This is a genomic window from Staphylococcus sp. MB377 (assembly GCF_001922505.1).
Classification (GTDB): domain Bacteria; phylum Bacillota; class Bacilli; order Staphylococcales; family Staphylococcaceae; genus Staphylococcus; species Staphylococcus haemolyticus.
The window spans coordinates 134,070-158,484 of the sequence record NZ_MAON01000022.1 but is presented as its reverse complement, the minus strand read 5'-3'; the positions used below and the strand labels follow the sequence as shown (position 1 = coordinate 158,484).

The window sequence follows — 24,415 nt, the reverse complement described above, 5'->3', positions numbered from 1 at the left end:
AGACTGAAATCGATATCATTTCATCCCCTCGCTTACCCAATTTATAAAATTATAGATTATAAATAACTTATTGTTAGTACTATTGACGGTTTCAATTCATTTAGCCAGTAGTTTTTCGGGCTAAAGCCACTATCCTATGTTATTCCGCTTCAATTAAAGTTGCTTTATCAACTGTTAATCGATTTCTTAATGAATACACAATAAACATAGCTAAAAATTCACATACTGTTTCAGCTATTAATAATGACCAAATGACACCACTTAAGACAAATAAGCTATTTAAGACAAATAAAACTGGAATAATAACTATTCCTTGTGCGATTGCCATTATTATAGCCCCACGACCCTGTCCAGTAGCTTGCAGCATGCCAGTAAATAAAAATCCAATGCCATTTAGAAGTAATGATGTCATAGTCACTTTTAAAATAAATGTAGCTAGAATAACAATTTGAGGATCAGTACTAAATAATTGAACAATTGAATGTCCGGCTACAAGAACGACAGTCATGCAAACTGTAAATATAACAGCAATAGACACGATGACCACTTTAATGGTATCTTTCATTTTTGTTTTATTAGATACGAAATTATATGCAATTAGAGGTACAACACCTTCTGAAAGTCCCATTATGATTAGTTCTGGGAATTGAACAAGTCTAAATGAGATGCCGTAACTTGCTATCGCATAGTTACCATATGTTGCTAAGAATAAATTAACGACTAAACCAGTTACTCCCATTAGAACTACCATCAAGAAGGCTGGAATTTCACCAGATTCAACTTTTTCCTTCATTTCTGCTTTTTTACTATCCATTACTACTTTTTGCGTTTTACTCATTGCATTTTTTGAAAAGTCTTTGTTAAAAATAGCTACCCCATAGTATTTTTCATCTTTAAGACCTTTTTTAATATCTGATTCTTTATCAACTTTAACCCACTTAACAGTATCAGAATCACTATCCATTAATTTATCTTCAATTTTTTCCCGATATTTACTTTATTACCTTGAATGTCTACACCTTTATCATTGTTTACAACGGCTATTGGTATTTTTTTGGTTTTGGATTAAACGCTGGATAAAAAGCCAAAGAGAATATAACTAATAATAATATCGCTGCAATAGGTGCAAGCCATAATAGTTTGCTTTTAAAAATATTCATGAAATCTAACCTCCTAAAATTTATTGAACAATGTGTTGAATATTTAATACCTTGTAAATTATAATGAGATAGTCAAAAATAAACAATAATCAATTATTCAAATACCTTACATTATTGAACAGATTGTAAATTTTTGTCTATTTACTATTAGGAGGTCGATATTTAATGAAGGAAGACAGGAGAATAAGAAAGACAAAATCAGCTATTAAACGTGCATTTACAGACCTTTTAAAAAAGAAAGACCTCGACAAAATCACTGTTCAAGATATTTCAAATCAAGCAGATATTAATCGTGGTACATTTTATTTACATTATGAAGATAAATACATGTTATTAACTGATATGGAAGATGAATGCATTTCACAAATTTGGCCATCAACTCAATTTAATCAACTCGACACTAGTACACCAGAAAATACAGCTGATGATTTTATTAATAATATTTTGACCAAAGTATTACAACATATCTCCGATAATATGGACTTTTACCATACGATTCTTCAATTAGAACGTAAAAGTAGACTTGAAGAAAAAATTCATTCCTTAATGAAAGAAAATATGCAAAAATATATTAGTATTGACCATGAGATAGATGGTATACCTGAAATGTATTTTCATAGTTATGTTTCAGGTGCTACTATTTCAATCATCAAATATTGGGTACAAGACGATAGTCGTATTTCTGTAAATGATTTAACAAAGTATATTTTTAATATTATTTATAACGGTCAATTACGTATTATGATTCAAAATCATTATGAACGTACCCAATCCAACTGAGACTAAATGAATATGAAAGGAATCATTAACCATGCTAACTGCATATAAACATTCAACTAACAATGACATCGTTGAAACAACTCTAGATCACTCTGCATCATGGATTAATGTTGTAGAACCTGAAAGAGAAGAAATTGAACAATTAATTGAAACATATAATTTGCCCGAGGATTTTATTCGAGATCCATTAGATGCTGATGAAAGCGCACGTATTGAATATGATGACGATACAGGCTATTCCCTTATCATTATCGACTTACCTATTGTAAGTTCTACGCACCGTCGCGTCTTATCTTTCGTTACAATCCCATTAGGAATTGTTATCGGAAAAGGACTTATTTTGACAATCTGTGATGCTGAAAATGAATTCTTAGAGAATTATGCACGACAAGATGATGTTAATTTAAATTTTCATAGTCGCTTTGCGCTAGATATTTTATTAACTATTTCAAACCACTACAACAGAAATTTAAGACTTTTAAATAAATCACGAATCCGCATTGAACGTGAACTAAAAAATAATATTACCAATAAACAACTATACAAATTAATGGAAGTTGAAAAAAGTTTGGTATACTTTCTAGCTGCTTTAAAAGGGAATGATACAATTATTAAAAAATTATTCCGTTTACCTGCCATAAAACGCTTTGAAGAAGATGAAGATTTATTAGAAGATTTAGTGATTGAAAATAACCAAGCGATTGAAACGACAGAATTATATACTGGCATTTTAGAGAGTATTACGACTTCGTATTCCTCATTGTTATCTAATGAAATGAATAATATTATGAAGACACTTACATTATTTACAGTATTACTCACATTACCAACACTTGTGTTTAGTTTCTTCGGTATGAACGTTCCGCTTCCACTCGATGAGAAAAGTTATTCATCATGGCTCTTCATCGTAGGAATTTCACTCATTCTCGTGACTATAGTAAGTATCTTCTTATGGAGAAAACAAAAATTATAATTATAATAGATACAAAAAAGCCTGGGGCATAATCAATGACTCAGGCTAAAAATATATATTGGCAGTCGTTGACTGATTTAAAAATGCACTTTTAACAAACTTTTTTATTTTAGTCAACCTTGCCGAGGGGCGGGACCCCCAACAAAGAGAATTTCCTAAAGAAATTCTACAAGCTAAGCAAGTTGGGGTTCGGGGCCCCAGCAAAGAGAATTTCATTAAGAAATTCTACAAGCTAAGCAAACTGGGGTTCGGGGCCCCAGCAAAGAGAATTTCCTAAAGAAATTCTACAAGCTAAGCAAGTTGGGGTTCGGGGCCCCAGCAAAGAGAATTTCATTAAGAAATTCTACAAGCTAAGCAAGCTGGGGATAAAACGAAATGAATTTTGGAAAATATTATTTCTGTTCCACCCCTTATTTTTGTTTATTCAGCTGCTGCTTGATAAGCTTTGCGTCGAGATAAGACTAAAGTAATAGCTACAGAGACAATAAAAGCAATGAGCATGCCAATAAAGTAATGCAACCACCCAGCATGTACTGGATTAATAGAAATAAAGCCTGGTAGGCCAGCTGTACCTAAAGCGATGGCTTTAACTTTAAAGAATGAGATATAAGCTGATCCAATAGCCGATCCAATGATTGCACCTATAAATGGATATCTTAATTTAAGATTTACACCAAACATTGCTGGTTCTGTAATACCTAATAGCGCTGATACACCAGCTGCAGATGCAACACCTTTTAATTTTTTGTTATTTTTAATAATGATAAATGCTGCTAATGCTGCACCACCTTGTGCTACGTTAGACATTGTTGCAATTGGGAAGATAAATGAACCTCCCGTTTTTGCTTGATCAGCGATTAATGTTGTTTCAACAGCGATAAAGCTATGGTGCATACCTGTTATAACAATTGGCGCATAGAATAAACCGAAGATAAACCCACCAATTGCACCACCAAATTCATATAACCATGTTAATCCGTCTGATAACCAATAACCAAGCTGTCTTGTTAATGGTCCTACAAATAAAAATGTTAGAAATGCCGTAACTAAAATAGATAATAATGGTGTTAATAAATTATCTAATACAGTTGGTATAACCTTACGTAACCACTTTTCAATAGTTGCTAAAATATATGCTGCCACCAACATTGGTAACACCTGTCCTTGATAACCCACTTGATTAATATGTAAACCAAATAAGTCCCAATGTGGAATTGCTTTACCCGCTTCTACAGCCTTAGGAAAATCGTATGCGCTCATTAATGATGGATGTACTAAAATCATTCCTAAAGCTGCACCTAAGAATGGATTACCTCCAAATCGTTTCGCAGCACTAAATCCAATTAATATTGGTAATAACGTAAATGGTGCATTTGCAAAGATGTTAATCATATCTGCTAATCCAGCAAACTGACTATGAACATCTATTAAAGACTTATTATCATAAAAGAGATCTGGTGCAGTTAGAATATTATTAATTCCCATTAATAACCCACCAGCAACAATGGCTGGAATAATAGGAACAAATATATCTGATAGCATTTTAACGAATCGTTGTAATGGATTCATGTTTCGAGCAGATTTATCTTTAACATCCGCTGTTGTAGAAGCCTCTTTCCCTGTTATTTTTTCAAGTTCATTAAATACTTTATTGACTGTACCTGAACCAATAATGATTTGATATTGACCGCCAGTTGAAAATGTACCTTTAACAACATCCATCTTCGATAAAGTGTCCTCATCTACTTTACTTTCATCATTAAGTACGAGTCTCAATCTTGTGGCGCAATGGGCCATCGCATCTAAATTATCTTCCCCACCTATAGCTTCAAGAATTTCTTCAGCCGACTTTTTATAGTTCATTAAATTTCCCTCCTATTGAATGGAACCGGTTCTATTCATTAATTTTATTGTAACCGGTTCCAAAAAATAACGCAATAACCTTTTTTATCTTCACCAATTATTCATATTTTAGATTTGTAATCTAAGTTTCTGGGAAAAACATATTAAAACTTATAAAATAAGTGAGCGAGGCGGTATTTGATGAAAGAACGTGGCTATATTGAAAAGTTATGGAGAGAAGAAAAGTATAATGTCTTGTACCATAGTCAACAGCATTATAATTATATTCGTGAATTACTTAAGCAATCTCCAACTTTAAATGAAGTTCAACTCGCTATCAATGAAGCATTCCAAACGACTCCATCCAATGGTTCAATAATCAATGCATACGATCATATGTGGGGATACTTTAAACACAAAGCTAATGAAATTGAAAAAAACAAATCAGCTCAATTAAAAACTGATTTCAAACAAGATAAAGTTCAAAGTAAAGAATTGCTGATTTTTATAAAATACTTAGCCGACAAATATGAAGTATATTACCTTCAAAAAAGTACCCTGCTTAATTTCCAATGAGAATACTTAAAGTATGAAAATTTTATTGGCACGGAAATAAGTAGCACCTACTATGTTTGAATTAAGTACTTATAATAATAAAAATGCTACTGTTATTCGCTAAATTTTAAAAAAAGTTGAGACAACGTATGCGTTGTCCCAACTTTTTTAAAATTAATTCTGTTTTTCTGTAAAATATTATTCTTGATGTTACCCCTATAATAAAATCAGTATATTAAAGGATGGTAGATATTAAAACTGTTACTTATACATCAGTGATTTAGTAATTGGGGGAGTTAGGTTCCTTAGTAATATACATTAGCTTGCTACTGCTAATACCACTGTTAATAATACGCATACATATTCTTATTCTAAGTTGAATGGCAAATCTTAGGTGTGGTGTCTGACTATTATTTAATTTATTAATTCTCACTCTCTAGTTGTTTAATTCATGATGAAGATGAGTTGAATTTCTATATCACGCACAAAATAATTTACTTTACTTGTGTAAGATGGAAAATTCTTGTTGTCTTGTCTAAACATTGATATAGAATTTAATCATTTTAATATGTTGTTGATACTTGTATCATTAACTTTAATATGTTGGCAGAATTTGAACTCAATGATTTAATTATAGCTTTTCTTATTGTGGAAATATTTTATGTTGCTTTTTCATGATGTTGATACAGAACTAATGAATGTAAGATTTCGAATCATCAATTAAATTAATGAAAATGATGTTTAATCAATTCTGTTTCGAAATCTATATTTATTATGCATCAAATTAAGTTGTACCACGCTATTAAAATTTTCCAAATCAGTCACACTATATTTTCAATTTTTCATTTAAGTTGCTTCTTTGAGAAAATTTTTATCGCTTTCACAAAATAATCGCAAAATTTTTTTTATTTTTAGTTATTAATTTTTTCTTACTTTTATTTTATAATAGCTTTTATTATTCACAATTCAATTGAACAGTAATATTTAGCCAATAAATATAAAAGCTAGGAGAACAACATACATGAGTAATTCTATTCTATTACATGAACATTTAACAACTGCCCCATCGCGTAATATAAATTATATTATTATATATTTCTCTTTAACAAATGAATTAACGATTACTATTAATGGTGAAAAGAATGATATTCAAAACCATATTACTATAGTCAATCAAGGTGATTTATTTAATATCAATCATGCTAAAGATTTAATTGAGTTAAAAATTCCAATAGCTTACTTCTATATAGAAGATAATGATTTCTTTAATTGTTTCTTTGACCGTTATTTATTGCAGTCGAATCATTTTATTAAATCTCAAATTTTGCAATGTCTTTCTAACTTTGCAAATAATGAAGAACAAGATAGTGAAACAGTATCTAAAATTATAAGAACGTTATATAAAGAAGCCGTAGTTAGAAACACAACATTATATGTACCGACTATGTCTATTGATAATCAGTTACTGTCTAATATTGTCATGTTTATTAACAATAACATTACATCTAATCTATCTTTGTTAGATATTGCACAACATGCACTTATTTCAGAATCATATTGTTCTAATTTGTTTGCTCGCATATTAAATGTAAATTTTAAAGATTATTATACCAGTCTAAAAGTTAATCACTCTGTACAATTACTAATGACAACGAATCACTCTATAACAACGATTTCCGAATTATCAGGTTTTAGTAGTCACACCAATTTTACTAATCAATTTAAAAAACATTTGGAAGCGAGCCCTAAGCAATTTCGTACGATGCTAAATCAATTAGAACCTCTGCCCTCTATTTTAATAAGAAGTTCAGTTAGTCAATCTTTTTTAAATTTAATTTCACAATTTGAGTTTACGAATCATTTGACCACGGAAACCACACAAATTCATATTGCTAATTACGATCCTAAAGATCAGACGCAATTTTCAACGGCTTTTATAGATTTTCAAAACATAAATGAATTATTTCAATTTGTGTTTAATGATTATTTTGATATTGATTTATCCTATTTACCTAGACCAGCAATTTTAATTAATGATGTGAGTGACATGGTAGGTCGTCACACAAATTTAAATTTATTAAATCGTTGCTTTGAGAAATTATTTGAAAAAAATATTAGATTAGCTGTCACTATTAAAAATAATCAAGAATTTAAAATGATATACCAACTAATCATGATATTCTTACAAAATAATAGAGATTATAAATGGAATAAAAAATTAGTGAAATTTATGCTTGTATTTGATACTGAAACAATGTCCATTCATGATATCCACCTTGCACACCTTAAACTCAAGAATAAAAACCGTGCTATCAAATTTAGTTTAATGGTTGATGGTTTGTTAAAACAACTGGGTTCATTACAAGAAACATATGATATTATGCATCGTATGAACTTTGATTTTTACTTTGTTGATATTGAAAATATTGATACCAAGAATGTGCTTATTGATATACAACGTGGCTTTACTCACTCATCGACGCACTTTGAAAATTATTTGCGTTTTATAGAGGGATCTAATATACCTTCAACTCAGTTTATTTATAGCAACCTATCATTAAAATGTTTCAAATACACTAATAATGGTACACAATCACTTCAATTGTCAGATCTCGTATGTCATCTATATCAGTTAATGAGACACGGTGGTGGCGTGTGCTATAAATTAATAGAAACAGATCCAATGTATATCTCACTCTTTAATAATCATGGTAGTTTATTACCTATCATGCATTTATATCGATTTGTTTCTACATTTAGTAATGAGTCATTTCAAATATCAAATAATTATTTAATGTGTTATAAAGATGGGAATTATCATGTGATACTTTTCAATAAAATCAATGACCGTTATTTATCTGATAGCCAACAACACTATATCTTTGAAAATGACTTTAAAGAAAACACCCTATTTATTGTAAATACATTAAATAATGAACATGGCTCAATACAACATTTAATTCCACAATATAAGCGTGATGTTTACATTGAAAAAGATATCATTCAACAATTAGATAGATGTAATCATCCAAAGACTGAACTATTGATTCAAGAAAATGATTATGCCGCATTTCAAATAACGCTAAAACATGATGAAGTGAAATATATTTGTATTAAACCTTCTTAGTATACCTTTGATGTAAGTTTAAAAAACATTATTTAGGCTAAAATTAGTGTAAGGAGATGATAACTTTGGATAAACAACAAGTGATTCAATCAATTGAAAAAGTCTTAGATACTTCAAAAGTCGGCGTCTTATCAACAGCATATAATAATCAACCAAATAGTCGTTATATGGTATTTTATAATGATGAATTAACTTTATATACGAAGACAAGTAATGAGAGCACTAAAGTTGAAGAAATTAAAAATAATCCTCATGCATATATTTTATTAGGTTACAATGAAACAACAAATAATAGCTTTGTTGAAATTGAAGCAAATATAGAAATTGTTGAAGATCAAAAAGTAATTGACTGGCTATGGGAAACGCAAGATAAAACATTCTTTAATTCAAAAGAAGATCCAAATCTATGTGTGCTCAAAGTCGTACCTAAAACCATCAAGTTAATGAATGATGATGACATCGATACACCTGTAACGATTACTGTATAGAATTTAAATAACTGTTTATAATAAAGGGTTTAGGACTGAGTTAATCAAGTTCTGAACTCTCTTTTTTTGATTAATTGGTTAACACCTTTGATGTAGTTTATGTCATTAAATTATAATTCAATTTAATACAGATTATTATTTTATTGCAATTTAATAGTATTTTATGTATAAAAGAGATAGAACTTTTTAAAGGAGTCTATAAAATGAAGAATAAAAAGGGTTTAGGCATCGGTATTGCACTTATTGCTATCATGTTAATTGTATGCATCGTTCTTGTTGTCATGATGATGACAGGTGGTCAAAAAGAAACGTATTATGGCTATATGAAAAACGACCATACAATTGATAAGATGGTAAATGAACAGACTGAAAAAATTGAAAAAAATGTTGAATTGCCTTCTAGCAATGCTAATGTTAAGAAAGGCGACTTCGTTTTTTTAGTCAAAGAAAAAGGATCAGATAAATTTTCAAGAGTATCTAAAGTAGATCACGATGACGTACCACATGGTTTAATGATGAAAATTCATGAAATGCATGATATGAAAGGTATGTAAATTACAATAAATCACTGTCAATGAAGAGAAATCTTCGTTGGCAGTTTTTTAAATATCATAAAGTATTTATACACTAATCTTTATAATTTTAAGCAATAAAAAAGTATCGAGCCTATGCGCTCGATACTAAAAATGTCAGATTTCTTTTTTAAATTGATTCTAAGTATTTTTTACCTTGTTCTTTGTCATAAACCTTTTCCCATTTAGAGATAACAACAGCTGATAGTGCATTACCTATTACGTTAACACATGTACGAACCATATCTAATAAACGGTCTACACCGATAATTAACGCAAGTCCTTGTGCTGGTAAGCCCATAGCTCCTAATGTTGTTAATAATACTACGATTGAAACGCCTGGTACTCCAGCCATACCTTTAGAGGCAACCATTAATGTCACCATTAAGATAATTTGTTCCGATATAGATAAATGAATGCCATACATTTGTGCAACAAATAATGCTGCAATTGATTGGTATAGCGCTGATCCATCAAGGTTGAATGAGTAACCTATTGGAATAACAAAGGATGTGACATCTCTTGGCGCTCCGAATTTTTCCATTTTATTCATCATTACTGGTAATACTGCTTCTGAACTTGAAGTAGAGAATGCTAGTAATAACTCATCTTTCAAAATTTTAATGATTGAGAAGATACTAATACCACAGATTCTTGCTACAATTCCTAGAACAACGATAATGAAGAACACCATCGCGAACACTACTACTAATACTAATTTTAATAATGGAATTAAAGCAGATGCTCCAAAAGTCATTACTGTTGTACAAATAAATGCAAATACACCTATTGGTGCTAATTTTAAAATTTTATTAATCATCCAGAATACTGCTTCAAGCGTTCCATTTAAAAAGCCTTTCACAGGATCTGCTTTTTCTCCTATTGCAGCCAATCCTAAACCGAAGAATACTGCGAAGAAGATGATTGGTAATAATTCGCCTTTAGTTAATGCTTCAAATATGTTTGTTGGTACAATATTTACAATGGTATCAATAAAGTGATTGCCATATGTAGATTGTTCTGCTGCGGATGCAGATGATTGATATTTAGAAATATCGCCTTTTGGTAATTTATCTGGATCTAAACCAGCACCTGGTTTGAATAAGTTACCAATGATTAGTCCTAAACCAATGGCGATTGTTGTTATAATTTCAAAGTAAAGAATTGCTTTCCATCCATAGCTACCTATCTTCTTTGAGTCCCCTAAGTTAGATATAGATAATGCTAATGCACAGAATACAATTGGTATGATGATCATTTTAATTAAATTTAAGAAAACATCACCGAACGGTTTTATATAATTTGCTACGTTATCTTGTCCAAATAATAATAAACCTACAACTACACCTAGCACCAATGCGATGATAACCTGCATCGGTAAACTAATTTTCCTCTTGAACAGAGCCATGTTGAAACCCCCTTCATCTGACATCGTTTAATTATATCAGATAATTATGAAATGAGATATAATATTTTTAAAGCTAACTATATATATACTATTCAATCAAGCTAAAATAATTAAAAATACTATAAAAAGGAGAACAGAAATCATTACGAATTCTATTCTCCTTATTTTTCATGACTTGTAAAATATTAATCCTCATTTAATGCGAAATTAAGGTTTGAAATTTTGGTTAAAATAATTATGTTTTGCATCTTTAATACTTTTTTTAGTTTCAGTATCAAAGCCTTCAGCAAAGATACCTTTGCGTGTTCCTATAGGTTGAATGACATACGTCATATGAGGTTCATCTTTAAAAACGACTTCTTTGTAATAAACCCCTTTTTTTGCACTATATTGTGTTTTTTCAGATTTAATATCATCACTTAAATGTTTTTGCTCTATATAACTATCTACCATTTTAATATTTCTATGACCTTGATACGTTTTCATAGCAAAAAAGAAAGCAATTGCCACTACTAATGAAATCGCCAAAATAATACAAACTCTAATCCATTTTTGTTTTTTACTCATTTTGAACTCCTTTGTACACAACCTAGTCTCATCATCTCTAGTTACTATCTAAATTATTATGAATGATAGTTAGAAAATTTTAAAGTATTTCAGTATTTCTGTAACAAAATGTCCTAACAATTTATCTCTAATTCAAAATAAATCGACACTTACATTAAACATGTAGACGTACTTTCAAATATAGTTCAAAACCCTATAAAAGTCCATGAAATACTATGGCAACAGCATTGACATTACTTTTAGTTCATAATATCTTTAAATAAGTTAAGGGGGGAATTGTATGTATATTAAAGATAGTTATTTAAGTAATCAATTATGTTTTTTATTATATGTTACTTCTAAAGAAGTCATAAAAAAATATACTTACTATTTAAAAAAGCATGATTTAACATATACAAGCTTTATGGTCATCATGGCCATCGAAAATGAAGAAAAGATAAATATTAAATCACTTGGTCGTCGCGTATTTTTAGATTCTGGAACACTAACACCTCTCTTAAAGAAATTAGAGAAAAAAGGCTACGTACAACGTATGCGTGAAAAAGAAGATGAAAGAAACCTTCAAATCACACTGACTGAAAGCGGTATTAATATTAAACCTACATTGGAAGCTATCTCTGACCAAGTTTTTGAGGACTTTGATATTTCACAAGACGAAAAAGATAATCTTGTTAACAGCTTAAAACATGTTATTTCAAATAACTTCGATTATACTACTCACTAATATTTAATCCTGGCAAAAGCGAAATACTTTATTTCACAATTACTAGGCTTTATACATATTGAGACTTTTGCCATGGATTTACTATTCCGCACTTTATCTGCGCCTTATTCTTTTATAATTCCTTTCGCTTTACGTTAATCCTCTCTATTACTATAATGTACTTGAAAAGTATCATTTTACAATTTTGGTATGCACGCTTAAATAAAGGAGAGACATTAGTATGAATAATAGAGAGTTTTTTGAACAATCCATTTTCAAGAATAATCCAAAAGATGTATTTCGTGATTTAGGTGAACAAGTTTTTAATCAATTTTCATCAAAAAGTTTCCCGACAAATATTTATAATCAAACTAATCAATACGTATTAGAAGCTGAACTACCTGGTGTCAATAAGTCTGAAATTGAACTTAAATTTGAACATGCGGCATTAACAATTAAAGTTCAAAAGCATGTATCTGAACAAACAGGTAGCGTTCAATTAAGTGAACGTGCAAGTGGTGAATTAGTTAGACATTTTGAATTTAACGATATTGATAAGTCACAAATTAAAGCAAGCTACGAAGACGGGATTCTAGTTGTTATTTTACCTAAAGAAGTTAGTGCACAAGATCAATCAACAACAATTACAGTAGAATAAATAGATATACAAAATAAAATGTTAAAGAGCAATACAAAACTTTCTTTAGCTTTGTATTGCTCTTTTTTAATGTATAAAATTATTTTGCATATTCTTTTTTATATAAGTGTCCCATAGTAATAAATGCTAAGGTACCAAATATTGCTAAAAGAATAAATGCTAAATGACTTGAACCTGTTAATCCTGTTACATAAGTAATTACTAAAGGTGGGAAGAATCCTCCTAAACCACCCATCATAGAAACAATACCATTAGCTGCACCAGATTCTTTTGCGAAGTAAGATGGTACAAGTTTAAATATTAAACCATTACCTAAACCAGCACAGATACTGATAGTTAAACAACCGATAGTAAATAAAGCAATATGACTTGAAATTCCTAAAATAACAGCACCTATAATCATAATAATAAAATCGATCATTAGTACTTTCACAGCATTAAATTTGTCTCCAAGTATACCGCCAATTGGTCTTAAGAAAGTTGCTAAAGCAATGAATACACCTGAACGAATACCTGCATCGACTTTATCAATTCCAAAGTTATTTACTAAGTAGTTAGGTAAGAATAATCCAAATGCTACAAATGCACCAAACGTAATAAAATACCAAAGACTTAAGTAATATAGCTTATAATTCGATGATAATTTTTTAAACTGAGATGCTAAAGGAACTTTCACTTTCGGTTCATTTTTATCGCCAAAAATAAACATTAAAATTGCAAAAATAGCAATAATAATTAAGTAACTTCTTACTGTTGTTTGCCAACCTATAATACCTGCAATTGGTGGTGCTAAGAATGATGATACTGCCGTACCAATGTTACCCATACCATAAATTCCATTCGCAAGCCCTACTTTATCTTTTGAAAAATATTTAGGTATCGATGTAACACCTACAGAGAATATCGCACCTCCAACACCTAAAAAGAATCCTGATAACATTAGCATTCCTGGCTTTTGTGCTTGTCCTAAAAAGAAGATAGGAAATAATAAAACGACAAAACTACAAAAGAATACCCATTTCGCACCAATAACATTCGTTAAATAACCGAATGGTACACGTAAAATCGAACCTAATATTACTGGAATTGCCAGTATAATTGACAACTGCCCAGGATTAACTTTAATATCTTGAGAGATATATGGCATTAACGGAGAAATAATACTCCATGCCATGAAACCTACTACAAGACTTAACGTTTGTAATGTAAGTTGAAAGCCACCTTTTGTCTTATACATTTTTTCACCTTCATCATTTAATTTTCTATATCAGTAATTGTTATATAAAAGAGGTCAAAAATTTATAATACAATCACATTACTGATTACAATTAAATTTTAGTGTAATTGTGAAAAAATGAACATAAGGATATTCCCTTATACTGCCTGGGAATCCCCCTATATTTTCATTGTTAAATGCACAAAAAAACTGAGACATTGCTGAATTGTCTCAGTATCATTTTCATCATTTAAAAATCTAATAATTTCTTTTTTAATGCATATTCAACTAACTCAGGTTTAGATTTTAAATCGAGTTTAGTCATTATATGTGTTTTATGCGCTTCGACCGTTTTGACCGACACGAATAACTTTTCAGCAATATCTTTATTACCATACCCCTTTGCAATTAAAGGTAGTATTTCTAGTTCACGCTTAGACAATATCTTAAATGGATCGTTAGTAGATACATCATCAGAATGTTTATGATTTACAAATTCATTCACTAATGACGTTGTTAATTTCATATCTACATATGTTTCGCCTTTATAAACTGTTCGCACGGCTAGTAATAATTGTTCATCAGGTGCATTCTTTAATATATATCCTTTAGCACCATTACGAAGAACGTGGAATAGATATTCTTCATCATCATACATCGTAAGTATTAATATTTTAGTTTCTGGAAAACTTTCTGATATTTTACTAGTTGCAATTAAGCCTGATTCACCAGGTGGCATACTTAAATCCATAATTAAGACGTCTGGCTTATGCTCCATCACCTTTTGATAAGCTTCTCCCCCATCAGCAGCAGTTGCAACCACTTCCATATCCTCTTGAAAGTTTAATATCATTGAAAATCCTGTTCTAACGACTGCATGATCGTCTGCAATTACAATTTTCACTTTATATTCCCCTAACATATTTTAGACTGGCACATCCAATGTAATAATTGTACCTTTACCAATATGTGTTTCAATATTCACTGTACCTTTAACAAGTTCTGCCCTTTCATTCATACCATATAGTCCTAATCCCGTGCCTTGCGGTTTTAAATTAGGATCAAAGCCTTTACCTCGATCAATAATTTCAGCGATAAGGCCTGCTTCCGTTTGTTGAATCGTCACTTCCACTTCATAAACACCTGCATACTTTAATGCATTAAATATCGCTTCTTGAACAACGCGATAAACAACCGTTTCAATTTCACTATCGAAACGTATATTTTGAATATTAGATTGATAGACAACGTTTAATCCATAATTATGCTCTAATTGTTTGAAATAGGATTTAAAAGCCGCTTCTAATCCTAAATCATCAAGTGATGAAGGTCTTAATTCTACTGATAGATTGCGAATATCATTAATTAAATTAGACATTAACATTTCGATGTGTTCAGATTTTTCTATGAGTTGAGCCATATCTTGTTGATATTTCAATAATCTCAATTCAACATCTACATTTAACATCTCTTGAACAACACTGTCATGTAATTCTCTAGATATACGTTTTCTTTCATTTTCTTGTGCAGCAATAGTTTTACGTAACATCTGACGTTGATACATCTTTTCTTGTCGCTCTATTTGTGGAGATATATCTTGTAATGTAAAAGCGTAGATTTGTGCCTCATCATCAATACATTGATACGAAGCAGTAAATGGTTGAATTTTATTATCTACCGTCTTCATGAATACTTGGAAGTTCATATCATTAGGCTTTGTCGTATCAAGATAACAGTTAATGCAACTTTGTAATGCAAATTCGTTAGAGTAACCTTCACAGCGATTACATATCGCATTGGTCATCGCACTATAATTATTATCCTTTGAAATTATCTCTTGTGCTGCGTCATTCATCGCGATAACCTTACCATCATTATTTACAAATACGATTTTTTCATTCGTCTTTTCGTAATATTTTTTTAGTAAGTTCTCTAAATCAAGATTATCAACATCCAACATTTTAAACACCTACATTTCTTCTGAAAATGTCCAAAGCTTGCCACTAATATCCAAAGTTTCATAATCAGGAAGAGGCTTGCCATCTCTCTGACCTAAGAGTAATACACCATACACCTGATTTTTGTAACACAATGGGATAGCTACCATTGCAGTTAGATTTTCGGCAATTAAGATTGGATATTTAATCTTATCTTCTGGTGATAAACTTGCTACTACGTCGGCAATGATCATGCGTTTTCCAGTCTTCATAACCATACCGGCTAGACCTCGCCCTTTACGCAAGATAATCATTTTATAGCGATCATTCAAGTTACCTGAGACATAATGCCATTTAATCGGTGCTGAAGTCATATGATGCTCATAAAGTGCAACCCCTGCAAAATCATACCCTTCACTGACCCTTAGATTATTCAATTGTTGTTGGAAATCCTGTTTTTCAAATACTGGATTCGTAATCACATTTGAATCTCCTCTCATACTCATGAACGTGTTTTATGTTTACGATAAACAATATATCTACGATTAGTATACGATAGCGGTACACTCCAAACATGCACTAAGCGAGTGAATGGCCAACAAGCTAAAATTGTAAACCCAAGTAAGATGTGAATTTTAAAAGATAAAGGAACACTCGTCATCAGACTCGCATCTGGTGAAAATGTAAATAAGTGTCTAAACCATATAGATATCGTTTGACGATAATCAAAATCACTTACCATCGCATTCGTAACTAATGTTGAATAACAACCCATGAAAATAATTAATATTAATAAGAAATTTACAAATATATCAGAAGCTGAACTTAGCTTTCTAACATTTTTAATAGTAATTCGTCGTGCTGTTAATAGTAACATACCAATAAACGTCATTATACCAAAGATACTACCGATGTATACAGCACCAAAATGATACATTTCTTCGCTTACACCTAATCCATCAATCCATTTAGCTGGTATAGCGAGACCTACGACGTGACCAAAAAACACCGGGATGATGCCCAAATGGAATAATAAGCTACCCCATTTTAATTGTTTTTTCTCTAAAAATTCACTCGATTTAGCAGTCCATGAGAATTGATCATATTTATAACGAGCGATGTGTCCAACAATGAAAATGGCTACACACAAATATGGAAATATAATCCATAAAAATTGATTAAGCATGAGATGTCACCTCATTTGGAATTTCTAGACAAGCTTTTAATGTATTTCTTAAAGCACGTATCACATAAGCATAAGGATTGTTATCTTGAGCTAAATGATTTGCCATTTCATACGTACCGTCTTCAATAATCATAATAACTAGTTCAATATTACCTTCTGCTCGTGAATCATTTTGCCATGATGCTACGTGTAAGAATTGGAGCATCAATGGTAGATAATCTGATAACTCGTTATCTACCATTTTCAACCCAAACATTTCATATAACACTTTAAGTTTAGCCAACATTTGGCCTCTTTCTTTTTGAGTGTCAAATTTGTTGTAAGTCATATAAAGCGGTGATTTCTTATTAAAATCAAAGGTATCTGTATATATTGCTTTAATTTCTGACAATGTGAATTGATGCATAATCTCTCTGTATTTTACTAAATCATCATAACCAGGATGAGAGGGCTCAATCGTTTCTTCAAATGTTTTTGGATGAAACGTTAATTTCTCCGGAAAATTAAGCTGCTGAGCGATATAACCAAAACTTTCTTGATAATTATGAAATTGTTGTAAATTAATCACGGAAAATCCCTCCATAGAAATTCTCATTATAAATTTCTTGTCCTGTTTTTTCTGAACCTACTGGAACACCACAGCCTTCACAATTGTCTCCAAAGTATTCGCCACCATACCCTTGGCTACCTTGCGCATGATACGTATCTAAATATGTTTCTTTATGAGATGTTGGTACAACAAAGCGATCTTCATATTTTGCTAACCCTAATAAACGATACATATCTTTAGTTTGAATTTCTGATAATCCAAGTCTTTCTAATTTAGAAGTATCAAACTCTTTACCTGTAACTTGTGAGCGCATGTAACTTCTCATCATAGCCATTTTTTGTAAAGATTCCTTAACAGGTTGAACATCACCGGCAGTAAATAAATTAGCTAAGTATTCTATTGGTAAACGCATTTCTTCAATAGCTGGGAAAATCATATCTGGGTTTTGTCCTGCATTTTTACCTTCAAAATAACTCATGATAGGACTTAATGGTGGGCAGTACCAAACCATAGGCATTGTTCTAAATTCTGGATGTAAAGGAAATGCTAATTTATATTCAATTGCCAGTTTATACACTGGTGAATTTTGAGCTGCTTCAATCCATTCATAGCTAATGCCATCTTTTTCAGCTTGTTCAATCACTTCTTCATCAAATGGATTTAAGAAAATATCTAATTGCTTTTCATATAAATCTTTTTCATTTTCAGCTGAAGCTGCTTCATGAACTCTATCGGCATCATATAATAATACACCTAAATATCTCATTCTACCTGTACATGTTTCAGAACAAACAGTTGGTAATCCAGCTTCAATTCTTGGGAAACAGAATGTACATTTCTCAGCTTTGTTTGTTTTCCAGTTGAAGTAAACTTTTTTATAAGGGCAACCAGTCATACAGTAGCGCCAACCACGACATGCATCTTGGTCAACTAAAACAATACCATCTTCATCACGTTTATACATTGCACCAGATGGACATGAAGCTACACAACTAGGATTTAAACAATGTTCACATAGACGAGGTAAATACATCATAAATGTTTCATCAAATTGGAATTTAATGTCTTCTTCAATTTTTTGAATATTTGGATCTTCTGGACCAGTAATATGTGCACCGGCTAAGTCATCTTCCCAGTTAGGCCCCCACTCAAGATTAAGTTTCTCACCTGAGATAAGTGAGTGCGCTTTAGCAACAGGAGAATGCTTACCTTCTTTAGCAGTAGTTAAATGTTCGTAATTGTATGTCCATGGTTCATAATAATCTTTAATAAGAGGCATATCTGGGTTGTAAAAGATTTTACCTAACGCCATTTTTGTCCAACGACTACCAGATTTAAGTTCTAATTTTCCTTTTTTATTTAAGACCCATCCACCTTTATAATGTTCTTGGTCTTCCCATCGTTTAGGATATCCTACACCTGGTTTAGTTTCTACGTTGTTGAACCACATGTATTCTGCACCTGGACGGTTAGTCCAAGTGTTCTTACATGTTACGCTGCAAGTGTGGCAACCTATGCATTTATCTAAATTTAACACCATTGCAATTTGCGCTTTAATCTTCAAGCCAATTTACCTCCTTCATCTTTCTCACTGCTACATATACGTCTCGTTGATTTCCTATTGGTCCATAATAGTTAAAGTGATAACTAATTTGTGCGTAACCACCTACAAGTTGGGTAGGTTTCAAATGAATTCTTGTTGGTGCATTATGTGAACCGCCACGAGTATCTGTAATTTCTGATCCTGGTGTTTCAATGTGTTTATCTTGTGCATGATACATAAACATTGTTCCTCTTGGCATACGGTGTGATGTGACTGCTCTTGCAGTTACAACACCATTTCTGTTATAAACTTCTAACCAATCGTTGTCATTGATGCCATGCTCATCAGCATCCTCATTAGATAACCAAACGACTGGACCACCTCTAAATAATGTCAACATACGTTCATTATCTTGATATGTTGAGTGTATATTCCATTTACCATGAGGTGTTAAATAACGTAATACTAATGCATCTTGTCCACCTTTAACTTGTTTATCTCTAGTACCAAATACCATTGGTGGTAATGTTGGTTTGTATACTGGTAAACTTTCGCCGAATTGTTGGAATACTTCGTGATCGATGTAATAACTTTGTCTACCTGTTAATGTTCTAAATGGTACGAGTCGTTCTACATTAGTTGTGAATGGAGAATATCTACGTCTATTTTTGTTTGAACCAGGGAACACAGCTGTCGGTATCACTTCGCGTGGTTGTGAAGTAATGTTTAAAAATGAAATCTTTTCAGATGCACGTTCTTTTGAAATGTCTTTTAATTCCATACCTGTTTGATTTTCTAAATCTTCGTATGATTTTTGTGATAATTTGCCGTTAGTAGCTGATGATACATTTAAGATTGCATCTGCTACTTTTCTAGCAGTATCGATACGTGGACGATTATTTCTGACTGATTCAGGGTTCTCATCGTTCCAAGTACCTATCATACTTTTAAGTTCTTCATATTCATCTTTCACGCTGAAGCTTACGCCATGTGCACCAACTTTTCCTTTTTCAAGTAATGGACCTAAAGTCACATATTTATCGTAAATTTTAGTGTAATCTCTATCTACAACTGCGAAGTTTGGCATTGTTTTACCTGGAATGGCTTCAACTTCTCCTTTAGACCAATCTTTAACAATACCGTATTCTGAACCTAATTCCTGTTTAGAATCATGGCCAAGTGGTGTCGTTACAACATCTTTAAATGTTCCTGGCAAGTAATCTTTCGCCATTTCTGAAACAGCTTTACTTAATGTTTTATAAATATCCCAGTCTGAACGTGATTCCCATAACGGATCGATCGCTGGATTAAATGGATGAATGAATGGATGCATATCTGTTGATGACAGATCGTGTTTTTCATACCATGTTGCAGCTGGTAATACGATATCTGAGTACAATGGTGTCGCAGTCATTCTGAAATCTAGTGACACTAATAAGTCTAATTTACCTTCTGTATCTTCACGCCATTGAATTTCTTCTGGTTTGTCTTCTTCGTTAGGTTCAGCCATTAGTCCTGAACGTGTACCTAATAAATGTTTCATAAAGTACTCTTGTCCTTTGGCAGAACTTGAAATTAAATTTGAACGCCATACGAATAATGTTTTCGGGTGGTTCTTTCTTAAATCAGGATCTTCTATCGCAAATTGAGTTTCTCTATTTTTAACTGATTCGATTGCTCTATTTAATATCGCTTCATTAGAGTCATCGCCGGCATCTTTTGCCTCTTCTCCGAATAACAAACTATTCTTATTGAATTGAGGGTATGACGGCAACCAACCTAATCTAGCAGCTGTGACGTTATAGTCAGCTGGGTGTTGATGTTTAATATTATTAGCTAATGGAGATTTTAATTTATCAACATTAGATTCCTCATATTTCCATTGATCAGTCGCAAAATAGAACCAACTTGTACCATTTTGCAGACGTGGTGGTCCTTGCCAGTCTTTGGCAAAGGCTACCGTATTCCAACCTTCTATTGGTCTACATTTTTCTTGTCCAACATAGTGAGCCCATCCACCACCGTTAACACCTTGACAGCCACATAAAAGAACAAGATTTAAAATCGCTCGATAAATCGTATCTGAATTGAACCAGTGGTTAATACCAGCACCCATGATTATCATTGAGCGTCCTTTTGTATCGATGGCATTTTGCGCAAATTCTCTAGCTACTTGTGTTACTAATTCTGGTTTAATACCAGTTACTCGTTGTTGCCATGCAGGTGTATATTTTGATTCAGCATCATTGTATGAAGTTGCTTCTAATTCATGATTAAATCGTTTAATGCCATATTGACTTGTCATTAAGTCATATACTGTCGCTACATACACTTCTTTTCCATCAGCTAATGTTACTTTTCTAGCTGCTATTGGTCTTTCAAAAATACCGTCACCTTGACTATCAAAGTAAGGGAATTGAATTGTTTTTAGTTCGTAAGTGTCGTCTGCCATTGACATCGCTGGATCAATCTTAGAACCATCTTCATTTTCTAATTTTAAGTTCCACTTCTTGCCTTCTTCCCAGCGTTGACCCATTGTGCCATTAGGTACTACAAACTGAAGACTATTCATATCGTGAATGACTGGTTTCCATTCGCTATTTTCACTTTCCATACCTAAATCACTTGCACGTAAGAATCGTCCTGCTTTATAGCCATTGTCATCTTCGTCTAACATAATCACGAAAGGCATATCTGAATATTGTTTTGAATAGTTAATGAACATTTCACTAGGATTATCTTGATAGTATTCCTGTAAAATAACATGTGTCATTGCTTGTGCTACCGCTGCATCAGTACCTGGATTAGGCGCTAACCAGTTATCCGCGAATTTAACATTTTCTGCATAGTCAGGTGCTACTGAAACAACTTTAGTTCCTTTATATCTCACTTCAGTCATAAAGTGAGCATCAGGTGTACGTGTAAGTGGTACGTTTGAACCCCACATAATAATATATGAAGCATTGTACCAATCACTTGATTCAGGTACGTCAGTTTGTTCACCCCAAATTTGTGGTGACGCAGGCGGTAAATCAGCATACCAATCATAAAAACTTAACATTTCTCCACCGAGTAAGTTGATAAATCTTGCCCCTGCAGCATAACTTATCATTGACATGGCAGGAATTGGTGTAAATCCTGCGATTCTATCTGGACCATCCTTTTTAATTGTATAAAGAATTTGTGCAGCAATAATATCTGTTACATCTTTCCAGTTAGCTCGAACATGTCCACCTTTACCACGTGCTTGTTTATACGCTTTTGCTTTCTCTTCGTCTTCAACAATAGATGCCCACGCTGCAATACGATTTCCATTATTTTCTTCTAACGCTGTATTCCATAAATCTAATAATTTCCCTCTAATGTATGGATATTTCACACGAAGCGGACTATATTCATACCAAGAGAATGACGCACCACGCGGACATCCACGAGGTTCAAATTCTGGCATATCAGGCCCACAACTTGGATAATCGATTTGTTGATTTTCCCAAGTGATTACGCCGTTTTTAACAAATACTTTCCATGAACATGACCCTGTACAGTTAACACCATGTGTTGTTCTAACTACCTTATCGTGACTCCATCTTTCACGGTACATTTTTTCCCATTCTCTACTTTTGCTCTCAAGAACTGACCAATTACCATTAAATGTCTCAGTTGGTTTGAAAAAGTTTAATCCAAATTTTCCCATCTATATGAATCCTCCTACCGTTAAAGGTATTAACTTATTCCGATTTGCCGTTTTACTTTTGAATTTATAATGATTGTACAATTTTTCACATTCATTAGGTATTAGGGAATGTCCTAATTCGCATGGGGGAATCCCTAAAAAACAAAAAAGCAGGTAGTGGTACATAACGTTCTAAGAATTCGTTATACCACTCCTGCAAGGATGACTTATAAATTAATATATTTAATTTTATTGTTATTGATTATTTGTGTATATAATTGTTGTTGTGATGGATGGTAACTTTCATCAACTTGCACTAAACAACGATATCCTGTTTCAGATAATTCTTCAGCTTTTAATAAAGCATCTTCTTTCGAACCTTTTATAACATATAATAAATCATCTAAATTTCTTTCATGCTCTTGTTTCAACACTTTATCTTTATCAATATGGTCAACAATAGCACCTAAAATACAAATTCCTGGTTCACCTTCAAGTTCATGTTGTTGTAATTGATGCTCAATGGTGCTTAATTTACCAATGATGACGCTTTGGTTATAACACGTAGCATTAAATACAATTGCTATCGAATAGTTTTCTGAAGTATAAGCTGTGATTTGCTCAATGATACGGCCCAATCGCTTTATCCCCATATAGATGGCTAATGTCCCACCATTAATCAAATTACGTATATCTGTTTCTTGATTGATTGAATCTTTGAAATGACCTGTTGAAAAGGTCACACTAGGTGCTACTGATCTCATTGTTAATCCTAAATCCATTGTTGCAACAGCGGCACTTGCCGAAGTTACACCAGGAACAATTTCATATTCGATTCCATAGTCTTTTAAAGTATTGACTTCTTCAGTAACACGACCGAATATTGCTGGATCGCCACCTTTGAGACGAATGACTGTTTGATACTTTTTAGCCGCTTCAACGATTTTTAAATTAATTTCGTCTTGTTGTATGTGTTTAGCGTAAGGCTTTTTACCTACATCAATGAATTCCGCACCAGCGGGTGCATATTGAAGTATGAGTGGGTTTACTAAACGATCATATAGAATAACTTCAGCTTTCTTAATACATCGTTCTGCTTTTTTCGTTAAAAGATTAGGATTACCAGGTCCAGCACCTATCAAGTAAACCTTTGATTTTTCATCTACAGACATACATAAACGTCTCCATCGATGACTTCAACTGGATATGTTTCAACACATCCAGTATCAGGTTCTTGTACCTCACCACTTCTCAAATCAACCTTTTGATCATGTAGAGGACAATAAACGTAGTCGCCACTTACTGTTCCTTCTGATAATGGCCCTTGTTTGTGAGGACAAATGTTATTAATCGCATGAATGTCTCCACTTTCAGTTAAAAAAATGCCAATTTCCTTACCATCAACAATCACTTTTTTCCCAATCAATGGTGTTAATTCTTCTATTGTAGTTACTTTTACTTTTTCCATAGATTTCAT

Annotated in this window: 21 protein-coding genes and 1 pseudogene; 8 read left to right on the top strand and 14 right to left on the bottom strand. The window is 32.2% G+C overall.

The window, feature by feature from the left end:
- Window positions 1-139: 139 nt before the first annotated feature.
- Window positions 140-769, bottom strand: a pseudogene (locus BB045_RS12000) (MATE family efflux transporter); the annotation flags it as partial.
- Window positions 770-1,325: 556 nt separating this feature from the next.
- On the opposite strand from BB045_RS12000, the gene BB045_RS05910 reads away from it, so the two are divergent.
- Both BB045_RS05910 and BB045_RS05905 read left to right on the top strand, forming a co-directional pair.
- Complete coding sequence (locus BB045_RS05910; protein ID WP_070442547.1) at window positions 1,326-1,940, top strand: TetR/AcrR family transcriptional regulator; 615 nt, start codon at window positions 1,326-1,328, stop codon at window positions 1,938-1,940.
- Between the two features lie 31 nt (window positions 1,941-1,971).
- The gene (locus tag BB045_RS05905) at window positions 1,972-2,913 is read left to right on the top strand and encodes a magnesium transporter CorA family protein (RefSeq protein WP_053021454.1); all 942 of its coding nucleotides are present in this window, start codon (window positions 1,972-1,974) and stop codon (window positions 2,911-2,913) included.
- A gap of 420 nt (window positions 2,914-3,333) precedes the next feature.
- On the opposite strand, the gene BB045_RS05900 is transcribed toward BB045_RS05905, so the two are convergent.
- Window positions 3,334-4,776 (bottom strand): sucrose-specific PTS transporter subunit IIBC, encoded by a 1,443-nt coding sequence (locus BB045_RS05900; RefSeq protein WP_053021456.1) that lies wholly within the window; start codon window positions 4,774-4,776, stop codon window positions 3,334-3,336.
- A 180-nt stretch (window positions 4,777-4,956) separates the two neighbouring features.
- On the opposite strand from BB045_RS05900, the gene BB045_RS05895 reads away from it, so the two are divergent.
- From BB045_RS05895 to BB045_RS05880, 4 genes are all read left to right on the top strand, one after another.
- Window positions 4,957-5,331 (top strand): YbgA family protein, encoded by a 375-nt coding sequence (locus tag BB045_RS05895; protein WP_037550035.1) that lies wholly within the window; start codon window positions 4,957-4,959, stop codon window positions 5,329-5,331.
- A gap of 1,000 nt (window positions 5,332-6,331) precedes the next feature.
- Window positions 6,332-8,437 (top strand): AraC family transcriptional regulator Rsp, encoded by a 2,106-nt coding sequence (gene rsp, locus BB045_RS05890; RefSeq protein ID WP_070839539.1) that lies wholly within the window; start codon window positions 6,332-6,334, stop codon window positions 8,435-8,437.
- A gap of 65 nt (window positions 8,438-8,502) precedes the next feature.
- A complete protein-coding gene (locus tag BB045_RS05885; RefSeq protein ID WP_037535786.1) occupies window positions 8,503-8,925 on the top strand; it encodes a pyridoxamine 5'-phosphate oxidase family protein in 423 nt (140 codons plus the stop codon).
- A gap of 203 nt (window positions 8,926-9,128) precedes the next feature.
- Window positions 9,129-9,479 (top strand): DUF4889 domain-containing protein, encoded by a 351-nt coding sequence (locus BB045_RS05880; protein WP_053025034.1) that lies wholly within the window; start codon window positions 9,129-9,131, stop codon window positions 9,477-9,479.
- 148 nt (window positions 9,480-9,627) lie between these two features.
- On the opposite strand, the gene BB045_RS05875 is transcribed toward BB045_RS05880, so the two are convergent.
- Together BB045_RS05875 and BB045_RS05870 are read right to left on the bottom strand one after the other, a co-directional pair.
- Complete coding sequence (locus tag BB045_RS05875) at window positions 9,628-10,905, bottom strand: cation:dicarboxylate symporter family transporter (RefSeq protein ID WP_053022232.1); 1,278 nt, start codon at window positions 10,903-10,905, stop codon at window positions 9,628-9,630.
- A 207-nt stretch (window positions 10,906-11,112) separates the two neighbouring features.
- A complete protein-coding gene (locus BB045_RS05870) occupies window positions 11,113-11,472 on the bottom strand; it encodes a DUF3139 domain-containing protein (protein WP_070442556.1) in 360 nt (119 codons plus the stop codon).
- A 280-nt stretch (window positions 11,473-11,752) separates the two neighbouring features.
- Between BB045_RS05870 and BB045_RS05865 the strand changes: the two genes are divergently transcribed.
- Together BB045_RS05865 and BB045_RS05860 are read left to right on the top strand one after the other, a co-directional pair.
- Window positions 11,753-12,196 carry a MarR family winged helix-turn-helix transcriptional regulator gene (locus tag BB045_RS05865; RefSeq protein WP_037550047.1) on the top strand — a complete coding sequence of 148 codons (444 nt, stop codon included), beginning with the start codon at window positions 11,753-11,755 and terminating at the stop codon, window positions 12,194-12,196.
- A 220-nt stretch (window positions 12,197-12,416) separates the two neighbouring features.
- Window positions 12,417-12,833 (top strand): Hsp20/alpha crystallin family protein, encoded by a 417-nt coding sequence (locus BB045_RS05860; RefSeq protein ID WP_011274987.1) that lies wholly within the window; start codon window positions 12,417-12,419, stop codon window positions 12,831-12,833.
- A 79-nt stretch (window positions 12,834-12,912) separates the two neighbouring features.
- Here the strand turns inward: BB045_RS05860 and BB045_RS05855 are convergent, their stop codons facing one another.
- The 10 genes from BB045_RS05855 to nirD all read right to left on the bottom strand — a co-directional run bounded on the left by BB045_RS05855 (window position 12,913) and on the right by nirD (window position 24,415).
- A complete protein-coding gene (locus BB045_RS05855; protein ID WP_075140590.1) occupies window positions 12,913-14,070 on the bottom strand; it encodes a nitrate/nitrite transporter in 1,158 nt (385 codons plus the stop codon).
- A 229-nt stretch (window positions 14,071-14,299) separates the two neighbouring features.
- Window positions 14,300-14,953 carry a nitrate respiration regulation response regulator NreC gene (gene nreC, locus BB045_RS05850; protein ID WP_011274985.1) on the bottom strand — a complete coding sequence of 218 codons (654 nt, stop codon included), beginning with the start codon at window positions 14,951-14,953 and terminating at the stop codon, window positions 14,300-14,302.
- Window positions 14,954-14,974: 21 nt separating this feature from the next.
- On the bottom strand, window positions 14,975-16,009 hold the full coding sequence (nreB, locus tag BB045_RS05845; protein WP_037535780.1) for a nitrate respiration regulation sensor histidine kinase NreB: 1,035 nt from the start codon (window positions 16,007-16,009) through the stop codon (window positions 14,975-14,977).
- A gap of 9 nt (window positions 16,010-16,018) precedes the next feature.
- On the bottom strand, window positions 16,019-16,468 hold the full coding sequence (gene nreA / locus BB045_RS05840) for a nitrate respiration regulation accessory nitrate sensor NreA (RefSeq protein ID WP_053025039.1): 450 nt from the start codon (window positions 16,466-16,468) through the stop codon (window positions 16,019-16,021).
- 20 nt (window positions 16,469-16,488) lie between these two features.
- Window positions 16,489-17,172 carry a respiratory nitrate reductase subunit gamma gene (gene narI / locus BB045_RS05835; protein WP_011274982.1) on the bottom strand — a complete coding sequence of 228 codons (684 nt, stop codon included), beginning with the start codon at window positions 17,170-17,172 and terminating at the stop codon, window positions 16,489-16,491.
- A complete protein-coding gene (narJ, locus tag BB045_RS05830) occupies window positions 17,165-17,740 on the bottom strand; it encodes a nitrate reductase molybdenum cofactor assembly chaperone (protein ID WP_053025040.1) in 576 nt (191 codons plus the stop codon). Before narJ ends, narI begins: the two co-directional genes overlap by 8 nt.
- On the bottom strand, window positions 17,733-19,286 hold the full coding sequence (narH, locus tag BB045_RS05825; RefSeq protein WP_070442565.1) for a nitrate reductase subunit beta: 1,554 nt from the start codon (window positions 19,284-19,286) through the stop codon (window positions 17,733-17,735). Before narH ends, narJ begins: the two co-directional genes overlap by 8 nt.
- Entirely contained in the window at window positions 19,276-22,959 is a 3,684-nt protein-coding gene (locus tag BB045_RS05820; protein ID WP_075140589.1) for a nitrate reductase subunit alpha, read from the bottom strand. Before BB045_RS05820 ends, narH begins: the two co-directional genes overlap by 11 nt.
- Window positions 22,960-23,165: 206 nt before the next feature.
- Complete coding sequence (gene cobA, locus BB045_RS05815) at window positions 23,166-24,110, bottom strand: uroporphyrinogen-III C-methyltransferase (RefSeq protein ID WP_075140588.1); 945 nt, start codon at window positions 24,108-24,110, stop codon at window positions 23,166-23,168.
- Window positions 24,101-24,415 (bottom strand): nitrite reductase small subunit NirD, encoded by a 315-nt coding sequence (gene nirD, locus BB045_RS05810; protein ID WP_070442574.1) that lies wholly within the window; start codon window positions 24,413-24,415, stop codon window positions 24,101-24,103. The genes cobA and nirD overlap by 10 nt, the downstream gene beginning before the upstream one ends.